12 protein-coding genes are annotated in these 13,128 nt (G+C 48.8%); 7 read left to right on the plus strand and 5 right to left on the minus strand.

Annotated elements, in window-relative coordinates; genetic code table 11:
- Positions 1-462 carry a hypothetical protein gene (locus ACTJJJ_RS24215; RefSeq protein WP_440703253.1) on the plus strand — a complete coding sequence of 154 codons (462 nt, stop codon included), beginning with the start codon at positions 1-3 and terminating at the stop codon, positions 460-462.
- Positions 463-535: 73 nt separating this feature from the next.
- Here ACTJJJ_RS24215 and ACTJJJ_RS24220 read toward each other — a convergent pair whose 3' ends face one another.
- Positions 536-1,006: a Dps family protein gene (locus ACTJJJ_RS24220; RefSeq protein WP_188936452.1), complete on the minus strand. Its 471-nt coding sequence runs from the start codon at positions 1,004-1,006 to the stop codon at positions 536-538.
- A 205-nt stretch (positions 1,007-1,211) separates the two neighbouring features.
- On the opposite strand from ACTJJJ_RS24220, the gene ACTJJJ_RS24225 reads away from it, so the two are divergent.
- From ACTJJJ_RS24225 to ACTJJJ_RS24235, 3 genes are read left to right on the plus strand one after another with little or no spacing between them, the layout of a single operon-like run.
- Positions 1,212-1,601, plus strand: a complete 390-nt coding sequence (locus tag ACTJJJ_RS24225) for a hypothetical protein (RefSeq protein ID WP_440703254.1) — start codon at positions 1,212-1,214, stop codon at positions 1,599-1,601.
- Positions 1,602-1,661: 60 nt separating this feature from the next.
- On the plus strand, positions 1,662-2,165 hold the full coding sequence (gene ispF / locus ACTJJJ_RS24230; protein WP_426291812.1) for a 2-C-methyl-D-erythritol 2,4-cyclodiphosphate synthase: 504 nt from the start codon (positions 1,662-1,664) through the stop codon (positions 2,163-2,165).
- A 28-nt stretch (positions 2,166-2,193) separates the two neighbouring features.
- Positions 2,194-3,333, plus strand: coding sequence for an amidohydrolase family protein (locus ACTJJJ_RS24235; RefSeq protein ID WP_440703255.1), 1,140 nt, complete (start codon positions 2,194-2,196; stop codon positions 3,331-3,333).
- Between the two features lie 6 nt (positions 3,334-3,339).
- On the opposite strand, the gene ACTJJJ_RS24240 is transcribed toward ACTJJJ_RS24235, so the two are convergent.
- Positions 3,340-4,458 carry a tetratricopeptide repeat protein gene (locus tag ACTJJJ_RS24240; protein ID WP_440703256.1) on the minus strand — a complete coding sequence of 373 codons (1,119 nt, stop codon included), beginning with the start codon at positions 4,456-4,458 and terminating at the stop codon, positions 3,340-3,342.
- 138 nt (positions 4,459-4,596) lie between these two features.
- Here ACTJJJ_RS24240 and ACTJJJ_RS24245 point away from each other — a divergent pair, with 138 nt between their 5' ends.
- The gene (locus tag ACTJJJ_RS24245) at positions 4,597-5,838 is read left to right on the plus strand and encodes a M16 family metallopeptidase (protein WP_440703257.1); all 1,242 of its coding nucleotides are present in this window, start codon (positions 4,597-4,599) and stop codon (positions 5,836-5,838) included.
- A gap of 68 nt (positions 5,839-5,906) precedes the next feature.
- Here ACTJJJ_RS24245 and ACTJJJ_RS24250 read toward each other — a convergent pair whose 3' ends face one another.
- Positions 5,907-7,199 carry a M16 family metallopeptidase gene (locus ACTJJJ_RS24250; protein ID WP_426291817.1) on the minus strand — a complete coding sequence of 431 codons (1,293 nt, stop codon included), beginning with the start codon at positions 7,197-7,199 and terminating at the stop codon, positions 5,907-5,909.
- A 90-nt stretch (positions 7,200-7,289) separates the two neighbouring features.
- Between ACTJJJ_RS24250 and ACTJJJ_RS24255 the strand changes: the two genes are divergently transcribed.
- On the plus strand, positions 7,290-8,408 hold the full coding sequence (locus ACTJJJ_RS24255) for a glycosyltransferase family 4 protein (RefSeq protein WP_440703258.1): 1,119 nt from the start codon (positions 7,290-7,292) through the stop codon (positions 8,406-8,408).
- Here the strand turns inward: ACTJJJ_RS24255 and ACTJJJ_RS24260 are convergent, their stop codons facing one another.
- Both ACTJJJ_RS24260 and ACTJJJ_RS24265 read right to left on the minus strand, forming a co-directional pair.
- A complete protein-coding gene (locus ACTJJJ_RS24260) occupies positions 8,409-9,815 on the minus strand; it encodes a tetratricopeptide repeat protein (protein ID WP_188936468.1) in 1,407 nt (468 codons plus the stop codon).
- 76 nt (positions 9,816-9,891) lie between these two features.
- Positions 9,892-10,890: an NAD-dependent epimerase/dehydratase family protein gene (locus ACTJJJ_RS24265; RefSeq protein WP_440703259.1), complete on the minus strand. Its 999-nt coding sequence runs from the start codon at positions 10,888-10,890 to the stop codon at positions 9,892-9,894.
- A 146-nt stretch (positions 10,891-11,036) separates the two neighbouring features.
- On the opposite strand from ACTJJJ_RS24265, the gene metG reads away from it, so the two are divergent.
- On the plus strand, positions 11,037-13,112 hold the full coding sequence (gene metG, locus ACTJJJ_RS24270; protein WP_440703260.1) for a methionine--tRNA ligase: 2,076 nt from the start codon (positions 11,037-11,039) through the stop codon (positions 13,110-13,112).
- Positions 13,113-13,128 lie beyond the last annotated feature (16 nt).

Consider the following 13,128-nt stretch of genomic DNA (forward strand, 5'->3'; position numbering starts at 1 on the left):
TTGAGCAAACAGGAATTTATCGAGAGCGGTATTCTCGAATCACATTTAATGGGACTCGCCAACGAAGAAGAACAGCAGCTCGTTGCGGAAATGATGCTGTCGGACCGTAAAATGTCCGAATATGTAAATGAACTTGAAGTAGATATCAAAAGCTACTTTGCGGAAGGGTCGGTGTCGCCGCCCGACGCTGTGAGGGAAATCATACTGCTGAGAAGCATCCGTGAGAAAAAGGGCCGGAGCAGCTACGATGTGGGAGAAACCGTCGATGCGAAGCAGTTCCTCGATGTAGAGGTGAACGACACGCACATAAAAGTGCACAAGTTTTGGCGCCCCGCATTTATTGCCGTTTTCATTCTTTCCAAAATATTCCTGATCGCCGGTTTGTATTTCTATTTCAAATCGGTAGCACAGCAGGAGGAGATCGAAAAGATCAAAACTGAAATGCAAGTGAACAATAAATAAAAAATATTAACCTGTACACACGAAAGCCGGCGGACATTGCGGTCCGACCGGCTTTTTCCATTCTCTGGCCATCCTATTTCAGGAATGCGCGAAGCATCCAGGCCATTTTCTCATGCTCTCTCAATAAGCCTGTTACGTAGTCGCTCGATCCGAGGTCTTTGTAGGTATCCGCGAACTCGGTTACCAACGGGCGAAGGAGGCGAATGATCGTCTCATGGTCGTCGAGCAAATTTTGCAGTTGGGTCTTCGGTTCGGTCGTGTATTCCGGTTCGAGCAAGTCGGTCAGTTTCAGAATATCCACCAGGCGGGCTTCCGAGTAGTGGCCGATGGCGCGGATACGCTCTGCGATGTCGTCCAGGATCACCTGCAATTGCTCGTATTGCCCTTCAAAAAGCTTGTGCAATTCGAAGAAATTCATCCCGCCGATATTCCAGTGGTAGTTACGGGTTTTGGTGTAAAGTACAAACTCATTGGCGAGCAACTTGTTCAACTGGTAGGCGACGGCCTGAGTATGCTCGTCCGATATTCCGATGTTGGTTTTCATGCGTCTTTATATTAGGTATAGTTGATTGTGTTGATTCATATACGTAACCAAAGCTAATCGGTAAAAAGTTGCTCTGCAATGTCAAAGATTGCGTTTTTAATGACTTTTTTAACCACAGGAAAATTGCTGCACGATATATCGTTACCAAAGCCCTGTTCTTCCGTATAGGTAGGAAAGAATTGTTATATTTGTTAACCTATCTTTTATGAAAGACAGCGAAAGAATCAGTAATCTGGAAGAGATGCTCGCCGAAATTCTCATGCGCCTCGACCGCGTCGACGCCGAACTTGTACAACTGGGTAAGGGACAATCTCAAACGATTGGCCGGATGGACACGTTGGAAGAAAACATGCGAGACCTGGACAAACACATGTTTCGGCTTAATGACCGGCAAACACTGGTTGAGGAGACCATGCGCGACATTTCAGCGACAAACAGAATTATCTTCGAAAGAATGGCCACCAAAGATGATCTGAGATCGATGGCCACCAAAGATGACCTGGCTAAACTTTTCGAATTCATGATGGATCGCTTCGATAAAACAGATGCCCGATTCGATGATATCCTTAAGCGCCTGGATGATCTTGGAAGGTAGAGAGACGGCGACAGGCCAGATAGTCTAAAACCATAGTTATTTATTAGTTTTCAGTATATTATGTTCCCATTCCGCGTAGGCCAGGGCTACGATGTTCATCAATTGGTAGAAGGCCGGCCGTTCTGGCTCGGCGGTATTTTGATCCCCCACACACATGGTGCCAAAGGGCATTCCGACGCCGACGTGGTTTGCCACGTGATGTGCGACGCGCTCCTCGGTGCAGCCAATCTCCGCAATATTGGTTACCATTTTTCCGACAAGGACCCGCAATGGAAGGGTGTCGACAGTAAAATTTTGCTGGCCAAAGTCCTGGAAATGATCCGGGAAAAAGGATATGAGGTCGGAAATGTAGATGTGACGATTGTTTTGCAAAATCCGAAGCTCAATCCGCATATTCCGGCCATGAAAAGCTGCCTGGCCGAGGTTACCCGCATTTCAGAAGAAGATATTTCGATCAAGGCAACCACCTCCGAGCATCTGGGTTTTGTAGGAAGGGAAGAGGGCATTGCCGCGCACTGTATTGCATTGATCTATAAACCCGGAGCATTTCCGGGTAATGCTTAGCCAACGATCCTGTTTAAAATAGATTTGCATGAAAAAAGTACTACTGTTCCTCTCTGTCGGCATGGGCATCACCTTCTCCGCCTGTGCACAGCAACAATCTGCGCCGCTTGCCGAGCAGCCGCTCGGTTTTGAAGAATACGACCCCATTTCCACGCTCAAAGTGGAAGAACACCCGCTGAAAAAAGCAAAATTCCCGTTTATCGACGTGCATAATCACCAGTATCAGATGCCCTCGCAAGATCTGAAAGCGCTGGTGAAGGAGATGGATGCGCTGAATATGGGCATAATGGTCAACCTCAGCGGTCGCGGCTGGTCGCAGGAATGGGCGGAGGGAACGGCTACATTGAAAGGCTCGCTGGAAAACGTGGCCAAAAATGAGCCGAAGCGCATTGCGGTATTTACGAACCTGCAATTCAAAGGCTTCGGCGAAAAAGATTGGTCGGCGAAGGCAGTAAGACAATTGGAGGAAGATGTAAAAATGGGCGCCAGAGGTTTAAAAATTTACAAAAGCCTTGGTTTTGCGGGTATTAAGGACGACAAAGGCAACCGCGTGCCGGTGAGTGACCCGAGGTTGCAGCCGGTTTGGCAGAAATGCGGCGAGCTGGGTATTCCGGTGCTGATCCACACTGCGGACGTGCCCTCTTTCTGGGACCCGATGGACCGCTATAACGAGCGCTGGCTGGAACTGAAAACCCACCCGGGCCGCAAGCGAGGCCTCAACGATCCCATCCCATTCGACTCGCTGATCGCCGAGCAGCACCACATTTTCAAGATGAACCCGAAAACGACGTTCATCAATGCACATATGGGTTGGTATCCCAACAACCTCAAAAAGCTCGACAGCCTGATGATCGCTTTCCCGAATATGTATGTGGAAATAGGTGCCGTAATAGCCGAGCTGGGCCGTCAGCCCAGGGCAGCGAAGAAGTTTTTTGATAAATACCAGGATCGCGTCCTTTTTGGAAAGGACAGCTGGGTACCCGCCGAGTATGCTACTTATTTCCGCGTGCTGGAAACCGAGGATGAATATTTCCCCTACCACAAAAAATACCACGCATTCTGGCGCATGTACGGCATGGGGCTGTCCGACGATGTATTGAAAAAGCTCTACTACAAAAATGCCCTGAGAATTATCCCAGGGCTAGACAAAAGCCTTTTTCCTAACTAGCAAGTCTCATTTGAATGCCTTGGCTTCGCGGATGACCGAGCGATATTCCGCTTTGCCAAGGCATTTTTTATAATACTCCCTGGCTTTGACCTTGTTACCCGCCCGCGCGGAGATGCGCGCAAGGCCTGCGTATGCAAATGCGTGATACTCTTTCGTGTATTGATCGTCGTGCGGTGTTTTGAGTGCAGCCAGGTACTCTTTCTGAGCAGCAGCGTCATTTTTTCGATCCTTTTCTTCTAAAATTCCCTGAAACGTCCGCCAGGCTGCGGGGTAAAAACCCGTATTTTGCCTGCGTAGAAGCTGCACACCTTCATGCGCCTCCTCGTATTTCCCCGAAAGCAATTGTGCTTCCAAATGTTTCATGAGATAAATAGGGTTTCGCGGATACAAATCCACAAGCTTTTCCATGTAAAAGGCCGCCCTTTCCGGCTTGGCTTCGTATTTCAGATAAATGTGTGAAATATAAAAGCAAGATTCTGCTTTGGTAATTGTACCCACCTTTGTGGCAGTATCGATCTGCTTTAAACCCAACGCTTTATCTCCGTTCTTGAAGAAAACCAGCAGCGGCTTCACGATCGGATGCTCTTCCGGGTATACTTCCACATAATAATTATACATTCCGGAAGTGAAGTAGAACTCCGGGTTTTTATTCAGTAATTTAAATCCCTCAACGAAAGCATTATACGCCTTTTTACCCTCTCCTGCCGCTGCCATCATTTCCCCGCGGTAATTGTATATCATCGCCATATAACCTCTCGCGACCATCGTGTAAAAGACCGCCTCCGGATCGAGGCTGTTCTTGCCGTAGCGCTTGTTGATCGCTTCCAGGCATTGGTCGAGTTTCTGGATGTACTCCTTCGATTTGGCGGGGTTATCCTTGATAGGCAGGTATTTCCAGTACAGGATGAACGAATCGAGGATGTAGGAAACCGGGTGATTGGGATACTTTTTCTCGACCTGGTCTATGATCTGGACCGCCTCATCGAACTCGTAATTATATATTTTATCGAGACTGTTCTGGATGTTTTTTAATGAAACGGGGTCATTAAGTATTTGTGCGTGGGTCTGGATCGAACATAAGGCAAGGAAAACCCATAGGCACAGGGAACGAAGTGTAATTTGCATGGCTTTCAACTCAAATTGGTTTGGTGGTATCCCAGCTGAACAGTAGCTTTGTTTATAACCCATAATTGAATGCGCGGGTTTCGGCCTCCGGTTTTATTTTGGCCAAATTATACCTATTCAACTTCCTTTTTTGACCATATGATTCGCTATAAGCAGTTTACACTGGGTAATGGCCTTCGGGTATTTGTCCACGAAGACTTTTCGACACCCATGGCTGCGGTTAATATCCTGTATAATGTAGGCTCCCGGGATGAAGACGAAGAACGCACCGGCTTTGCGCATTTGTTCGAACATTTGATGTTCGGCGGCTCCAAAAACATCCCCAGCTACGATATACCCGTACAGAATGTGGGCGGCGAAAACAATGCATTCACCTCCCCGGATATCACCAATTACTACATTACATTACCGGCAGATAATGTAGAAACGGCATTCTGGCTGGAATCGGACCGGATGCTGAGCCTGTCGTTCGACCCCAATGTGCTCGAAGTGCAGCGCAAGGTGGTGATCGAAGAATTCAAGCAACGGTACCTCAACCAGCCCTATGGTGATATGTGGCTGAAATTACGGCCATTAGCCTACAAAATACATCCTTACCGCTGGGCAACGATCGGTAAGGACATTGGTCATATCGAACGTGCTACGATGGACGATGTGCAGGATTTCTTCTTCCGCTTCTACCGCCCCAACAATGCAGTGATGGTGGTGGCAGGTGCGGTAACATTTGAAAAAGTGCGCGAACTGGCAGAAAAGTGGTTTGGAAGTATTCCCTCCGGGCCGGCTTATGTCCGCAACCTTCCCGCCGAACCGGTACAAACCGAAGCAAGGCACCTCGAAATTTCAGCCGCGGTCCCGCTCAACTCGCTGATCAAGGTTTTCCATATGCCCGGCCGGTATGAGCCCGGCTTTTATGGGGGGGATTTGCTGGGCGATGTGCTGGGAAGAGGTAAATCATCACGCTTATATCAAAAACTGCTGAAAGAACGCGCACTGTTCAACAGCATCGGTGCCAGCATCATTTCTTCCCTCGACCCCGGCCTGCTGATGATCAAAGGGAATCTGAATCCTGGCATCACATTAGAGGATGCCAATACCGCCGTGGATGAAGTTTTACAAGAAATCGTTGAAAATGGTGCTTCGGAAGAAGAAGTAACGAAGGTTAAGAACCAATCGGAAGCATCGATCGCATTTTCCGAAGTGGAGCTGCTCAACCGGGCGATGAACCTGGCATTTGCGGCGAATGCAGGCAATGTTGATTGGGCCAACAGCGATGCGGAAATCATCAGGGCGTTGACCACTAACGATATTAATAATGCGGCAAAAACCATTCTGAGGCCAGAAAATTCGTCAACGCTATATTATCGGGCGGAGGCGAAATAGCTTCAAGCATTATGAAAAAAGCGCTCCCATGCCAGGCGAGCGCTTTTTTCATTAAATAACTTTGAAACTTAATCCTCTGGCAGGAAGGTCAGATAGCTGAAATTTTGCTCGTCGAACAGTTCCATCGCGATTTCCTGCAATTGAGAGGCTGTGATCTGCTCTATTTCTCCAAAAATCTCCGGTAAGGAATCGACTTTCCCCGTATCCAGAATGCTTTTAGCCATCATAAGCATAAAACTCATATTGCTTTCTTCCGACATGGCCAGCTGGCCCATCAGCTGCACTTTCGTCTGATGCAGCTGCAGCGTCGTAAGTGGCACCTCCCTGATCCGCCTTAATTCTTTGTTGATCAGCGAAATACTTTTATTTAATTGTTTTTTCTCGGTACCAAAGAATATGCCCGTGAACCCGGTATCAAGGTAAGGCGTGTAATTCGCTTCGATGGAATATACAAAACCATACTTCTCGCGCAGCGATAGGTTGAACCGCGAGTTCATCCCCGGTCCGCCCAGCAGGTTCACCAGCATAAAAAACGGCAAACGACGCTCATCCAGCAATGAGTAAGCCGGCTGGCCCATTGCACATTGCGCCTGCTGGATCGGGCGCTCACGTTCCAGGCGAACAGGTGTGTAAATCACCGGTGCATTCCGTTTCCTGTCCGTAGTGCGATGAGGCACGCCGCCCAGGTACTTCTCTGCAATGCGAATCACCCTCGAAAACGGCAAACGGCTCACCGACGATACCACAATCCGCTCGGTATCGATATTATGGTTGATAAATTCGTACAAATGGTCCCGACCGAATGAATTGACCGTTTCGGCTGTCCCGAGAATATTATTTCCTAATGCATGGTCAGGGAAAATCAACTGGTCGAAATCGTCCTGAATGGCGTCCTCCGGCGAATCGACATACATTGACATCTCTTCGAGAATCACATTTCGCTCCCGCTCGATCTGCTTGTCGGGAAATACGGAATGGAAAGTGATATCGGCAAGCAAATCCATTGCCTTCTCGAAATGATCGTCGAGTACGGAGGCATGGAAGCAGATTTTCTCCTTGGTTGTATAGGCGTTCAGCTCGCCACCCACATTTTCGAGCCGGTTAATGACGTGGTAGGAGCTTCTTTTTTCGGTTCCCTTGAAAGCCATATGCTCCCAGAAGTGGGCCAGGCCTTGCTGATGCGGCAATTCATCGCGGCTGCCGATGTCGAGCATAATGCCGCAATGCGCAATTTGCGTGTAAGGAACCTGCTTATGTGCAATGCGAATCCCGTTGGCCAGCGTGTGTATCTGATATTCTTCGGCTAATGTAGGGGAGGATGCTTTGGGGTTACTCCGCTTGCGGACATTGTTTCTCTTCATTCCTTTTTAACACAAAATAGCCACCAATAATTTTCGGTGGTATCCGCAAAAATACGGACTTTTGCCCGGAAAGCCTTGCAGTTACACATTATGCGCATCGGATTCGACGCCAAAAGAGCGTTTGCCAATAAAACAGGTCTGGGAAATTACAGCCGCTTCGTTCTCGACGCACTAATGATGCATGAACCGGCCCACGAGTACCTTGCCTACACCCCTAAAAATAACCGGCATCTGTTCGACGGATTTCCATGCGAGTCAATTCACTATCCGAAAGGCTTCATTGATCAGAAGCTTTCCGCCTATTGGCGCTACACACGAATTACGGATCAACTGCGCGAGGACAATATAGACGTTTACCACGGCCTCAGCAACGAAATCCCGCAAGGCTTGCAGCAGGCTGGTATACGCTCGGTGGTAACTATCCACGACCTGATTTTCGAACGGCTACCACATCTTTTCAAACCCATCGACCGCGCTATTTACCGCCACAAATTCAAATCCGCCTGCCAACGAGCAGACTCCGTTGTAGCGGTAAGCGATCAGACACGCCGGGATTTGATCGAGTTGTATAGTGTGGACGAATCTAAAATTGAGGTAATTTATCAGGATTGTAACCCGGTATTCCAAAAGCAGCTTACCACGGAAGAAAGGATTCGCATTTGCGCTGAATATGGCATCGAAGGACCATTTGTCCTTTGTGTGGGCACTTTGGAGGAACGCAAAAACCAGCACCGGCTTGTCGAAGCATTTGCCCAATTAAAAAACCATGATTTCAAACTGGTACTGGTTGGAAAACCAACCGCCTATTTGCAAAAAATCACGGAAACCATTCAGCGGTTAAAATTGGAAGATAGGGTGCTTTTGCTGCATAATGTGTCGACACCGCATTTGCCCGCATTGTACCAGGCAGCGGAGGTGTTCGCCTACATTTCCATTTATGAAGGTTTTGGTATTCCAATTGTGGAAGCGTTGCACAGTGGCACGCCCGTATTAGCTGCAAAAGGATCTTGTCTGGAAGAAGCCGGCGGACCCGGCGGGCTTTATGTGGATCCCTATCAAACAGAAAACATCAGCGAACAGCTACAAAAACTGGTCACTGATGTTCATCTTCGGAATACTTTATCAGACGCGGGCAGGAAGCATGTCAAACAATTTGCGGGCGAGCAAATTGCCGCTCAGCTTATCCGGCTCTACGAAAGCTTGCATTAACTATTTTTCCCGGTATTGTTCGATAATGCGATACAATGCTTTTTGTTTTTCCAGATCAGGGAAGAAATCAAAAAGCTGCTCGTGTCCTTCATAATCTAGTGTCAGCCCTATTTCAAGGTTCACCAATGCTTCGCGATATTGTCCTGCGTGGATTTGATAAACTGTCATGCGATAATACAGATCCGCTTCTTCGGACATTTCATCGATCGCCGCTTGCAGCAGGTCGCAAGCACGGGCATAATTCCCCTGCTCGAACAGCACATACGACCATTTCAACCAGATATCCGGGTTGGAAGGTTCTATTTCCGCTGCTTTTTCAAATGCTTCGAATGCCGAAACGACATTACCCACTTTGAATTCGGTTTCTGCCAAAGCCAGCCAGTAATCCGGGTTCAATTCCGTGATCTGGATCGCCTTTCTCAGAAACCCAACGGCTTCATACCAGCGACCGAGTTCGCTGAAACAGATTCCGAGGCCGTACCAGCCGTCGTCCCACTGGCTATCCAGCTTTACAGTTTGGCGGTAATATTTAATGGCTGTTTCAAATTCACCCAATTTCTCGTAACAAGTACCGAGGCAGCAGCATGTTTCGGGCTGATCTCCTTCGAGCTCGATCGCCCGGAGATATTGCACTTTGGCATCTTCATACTTTTCCAGGTTCATGTAGGAGTTTCCCAACTGGAAAAAAGCAGATGCAAAATCGTCCTTGATCAGCGTCGCGTACTCGTACGCGTGCACTGCGTCCTCGTGGCGTTCCAGCTTGCTGAATGCAATTCCGAGATTATACCAGGCATGGTGCGAGAACGGGTCACGATCGACCAGATCATTGTAATATTCCAAATGGCTTTCCAGCTGCCCTACCAGATCGAGGCAGTGGGCCAGTTCGTAAAGCGCATTCTCGTTGTTCAGATTATTGCGGAGCGACCGTTTGTAGTACCTGATCGCATCCTCGTATTTCCCCCAGTTCTGGTAAGTCTGCCCGATCTGGAAATAGATTTCATCGCGGTCCTCCACCCTGCCCAGCAGGTTTTCGAGGATTTCAATCGCCTCTTCGTATTCTCCCATCATATTGGCTACCGCCACTTGCATGAAAGAAATTTCGATGTCGCCGGGATGAAACAGTGAGGCACGCTCCAATATTTCGAGGGCCAATTCGTGCTCGCCGCGGTTGGCGTGCAGCTGCACCATGCTGAGTAGCAGGTCGAGCGAATAGGGGTAGTCCGACAGGCCCATCTCACAAGCTTTAAAAGCTTTTTCCCAATCCCCTTTTTCAATGTAATGTACTGTAACCTTTTCGTAAGTATCCAAATCGAAAAAGACCGGCTCGCTGGTTTTCAGCATTCTTTCGAACCTGAGTAGTGTCTCCTTCATATAATCCTTCCTTTCACCGAAATTTTTCTCCATCATACGAACCGCTAGGTTAGAATCGAGGGCAAACGTACCACTATTAATGAAAGAAAGTTATAAAATAATTCCCCGGATTTCAAATCCTCCTGATCAAACTTTCACTAATGCGGGACACCGTTTCCTCAATAGACTGAAATTGAAAATCTAATGCTTGCCTGACTTTGGCATTGTCGTAAGTAATTTTCCTGGCCGCAGATTGTGCCGTTTCCCTGGTAATCAAAGGCTTTGTGCCCAATAACCAGGTCCGTACTGCCTCTATCCGCCAGATCACCCCCGCCAATCCCGGACCGACCTTGAAGGAGGGTCTTTTACGGTTCATTTTGTCCGCTATCATATTGAACAAATTATGATAGGAAATGCTCCCCGCATTGAGCAGGAATCGCTCGCCGGCAATGGCAGCGCCCGCCAAACGGTATACGATCTTTGCTACATCCTTCACATCCACGACGTTCGCGATGCCTTCGGTATAAAAGGGCTTTTCTCTGTATATGTACCTGAAAATCTGCGTACTGCTCTTCTCCCAGTCACCCTCGCCCAGAATGAGCGTCGGGTTCACAATCACTGCATTGAGCCCTTCTGCAATGCCGCGCCATACTTCCAGCTCGGCCATGTGCTTCGTTTTGGCATATTCCGAGTTTTCGGGGGAATCTTCCCAACGTTGCTCCTCATTCAGCACTACGGCATGTCCGCCGCCTTGTTTACGCTTATCGGGGCGGCCGATAGCAGCGATGCTGCTAACATGCACGAGCTTTTGTGTTTTGTATTTCAAACAAACATTTACCACGTTGGCAGTACCTTCCGCATTCACTTTGTACATCATTTTCCGGTCGCGCGGCACGAACGACACCACGGCTGCGGTGTGTACCACATAATCAACCTGTTCGATTACTTTTTCGAGCAAAAGCAGGTCGAGGATATCGCCTTCCACCCAGGTCAACTTCGGGTGCTCGTCCGCAAGCAGGCGCTTGTCCGCTCCCGGACGCACAAGGGCAAACACTTCATGATTTTCCGACAGGAATTTTTTGGCCACAGCACTGCCTACCAACCCCGTCGCTCCGGTAATGAGAACTTTCATTTGAGCAAAACAAATTGTTTGGGCCAAAGTTCGCAGTAAAAAAGTAGTTTGTCACACCATTGCAAGCCTTTTTACTAATTTTGCGCTCCGGCCACACCGGGGAGCACAGCGATGCTCCGATGATTGAACCAAATCCCTGATTACAAATGCCGATTTCAAATCCTGAAAGATATACCGTCACAGCAGCGCTGATCTACGCCAACGGCCCGATCCACATCGGCCATTTGGCTGGATGCTACGTACCGGCTGATATATACGTTCGCTATCTCCGGTCGTCCGGCAAGGAAGTGGCGTTCATCAGCGGCACCGACGAGCACGGCGTACCTATTACCATTCGCGCGAAAAAAGAAGGTCTCACACCGCAACAGGTGGTGGACAAATATTACGAGCAAATTGATACATCCTTCAAATCGCTGGGTATTTCCTTCGACGTCTATTCACGCACCAGCAAGCCTATTCATCACGAAACTTCCCGCGAGATTTTCAGGGATTTGTATGACAAAAAGGTATTCATAGAAGAAACAACCGAGCAATACTATGACGAAACTGCCCAGCAATTTCTTGCCGACCGGTACATTGTAGGGACCTGCCCGGTTTGTGCAAACCCCAACGCATACGGCGACCAATGCGAACGCTGCGGCTCTACACTGAGCCCGTTGGAACTGAAAGACCCGCGTTCGACGCTCTCAGGCGCGAAACCTGTGTTGAAGGCAACCAAAAACTGGTATCTGCCGCTCGACAAAATGCAGCCGGACATCGAAGCGTACGTCAACGGCCATTCCGAATGGAAGACTAATGTATTCGGGCAATGCCAGTCGTGGCTGAAAGACGGCCTCAAACCACGCGCCATGACGCGCGACCTCGATTGGGGCATTAAAGTACCCGTCGAAGACACTGACGGCAAAGTACTATATGTGTGGTTTGAAGCGCCGATCGGCTACATTTCGGCGACCAAGGACTGGCTTATCCAGAAAAACGGCTCGGATGAGGGCTGGAAAAAATGGTGGCAGCCCGCGAAAGACATTTCCGAAGGCCAAACAAAGCTGGTACACTTCATTGGAAAGGACAATATCGTTTTCCACTGCATCATTTTCCCGGCAATGCTGATGGCCGAGGGCAACTACATCCTCGCCGATAATGTCCCCGCCAATGAGTTTATGAACCTCGAAGGGGACAAAATTTCGACCTCACGCAACTGGGCGGTATGGCTGCACGAATACCTCGAAGAACTGCCCGACAAGCAGGATGTGCTTCGCTACGTACTCACGGCGAACGCCCCCGAAACCAAAGACAGCGAATTTACCTGGAAAGACTTCCAGACCCGCAATAACAGTGAATTGGTTGGCATTTACGGCAACTTCATCAACCGTGCGGTGGTGCTGACGCAAAAATTCTGCGAAGGGAAAGTACCACAACGCGGCGAATTGCAAGAGATCGACCGCAACGCGCTCGAAGAGCTGGCCAAGTTTCCCGGAAAAATAGCCGATTCTATGGAAAACTACCGCTTCCGCGAGGCGCTGGCACTCATTATGGATCTGGCAAGAACAGGAAATAAATACCTGGCAGACACCCAACCATGGCACGTGATCAAAACGGATCCCGAACGTGTGAACACTATTTTGAATATCGCCTTACAAATCTCGGCGTCCCTTTCCATTGTTTCTGAGCCCGTATTGCCATTTACAGCGGCTAAAATCCAGGAACAACTCGGTCTGTCGGGCAAAACCTGGCAAGACGCAGGCAATGCCGACCTGCTTACACCTGGCCAGCCCGTGTTGGAAGGAAAACTGCTTTTTGAAAAAATAGAAGACAGCGTGATCGAAAAGCAGGTTCAGAAACTGCATGATGCCAAGCGCCTGAATGAGCTGGAAGGCAAAACTGTGCTTCCTGTCAAACCTGAAATTCAATATGACGACTTCTCGAAAATGGATATCCGCATTGCGACCATCCTTGAAGCTGAAAATGTACCGAAAAGCAAGAAGCTGTTGAAGTTGCTGATCGATATCGGCTCAGAGCAGCGCACTGTGCTGAGTGGTATTTCAGAGCATTTCAAAGCGGAAGAAGTAATCGGCAAAAAGGTGCTATACCTCGCAAACCTGGCGCCGAGAAAGATGATGGGAATGGAGAGCCACGGAATGATACTGATGGCCGAAGACCGGGATGGCAGCCTGGCTTTCGTTCAGCCAGGGAAGGATGTCTGGAACGGCGGAACCGTCAACTAATGTACCGGCCCTGCAA

The sequence above is a fragment of the Dyadobacter sp. 22481 genome, from assembly GCF_052044875.1.
GTDB classification, from domain to species: domain Bacteria; phylum Bacteroidota; class Bacteroidia; order Cytophagales; family Spirosomataceae; genus Dyadobacter; species Dyadobacter endophyticus.

Excerpts from the sequence above, each read along its gene's own strand:
- ACTJJJ_RS24240 (WP_440703256.1), bottom strand. The coding sequence starts at position 4,458 with ATGCAAATTACACTTCGTTCCCTGTGCCTATGGGTTTTCCTTGCCTTA.
- ACTJJJ_RS24255 (WP_440703258.1), top strand. The coding sequence starts at position 7,290 with ATGCGCATCGGATTCGACGCCAAAAGAGCGTTTGCCAATAAAACAGGT.
- ACTJJJ_RS24225 (WP_440703254.1), top strand. The coding sequence starts at position 1,212 with ATGAAAGACAGCGAAAGAATCAGTAATCTGGAAGAGATGCTCGCCGAA.
- ACTJJJ_RS24235 (WP_440703255.1), top strand. The coding sequence starts at position 2,194 with ATGAAAAAAGTACTACTGTTCCTCTCTGTCGGCATGGGCATCACCTTC.
- ACTJJJ_RS24220 (WP_188936452.1), bottom strand. The coding sequence starts at position 1,006 with ATGAAAACCAACATCGGAATATCGGACGAGCATACTCAGGCCGTCGCC.
- metG (WP_440703260.1), top strand. The coding sequence starts at position 11,037 with ATGCCGATTTCAAATCCTGAAAGATATACCGTCACAGCAGCGCTGATC.
- ACTJJJ_RS24245 (WP_440703257.1), top strand. The coding sequence starts at position 4,597 with ATGATTCGCTATAAGCAGTTTACACTGGGTAATGGCCTTCGGGTATTT.
- ACTJJJ_RS24265 (WP_440703259.1), bottom strand. The coding sequence starts at position 10,890 with ATGAAAGTTCTCATTACCGGAGCGACGGGGTTGGTAGGCAGTGCTGTG.
- ACTJJJ_RS24260 (WP_188936468.1), bottom strand. The coding sequence starts at position 9,815 with ATGATGGAGAAAAATTTCGGTGAAAGGAAGGATTATATGAAGGAGACA.
- ACTJJJ_RS24250 (WP_426291817.1), bottom strand. The coding sequence starts at position 7,199 with ATGAAGAGAAACAATGTCCGCAAGCGGAGTAACCCCAAAGCATCCTCC.
- ispF (WP_426291812.1), top strand. The coding sequence starts at position 1,662 with ATGTTCCCATTCCGCGTAGGCCAGGGCTACGATGTTCATCAATTGGTA.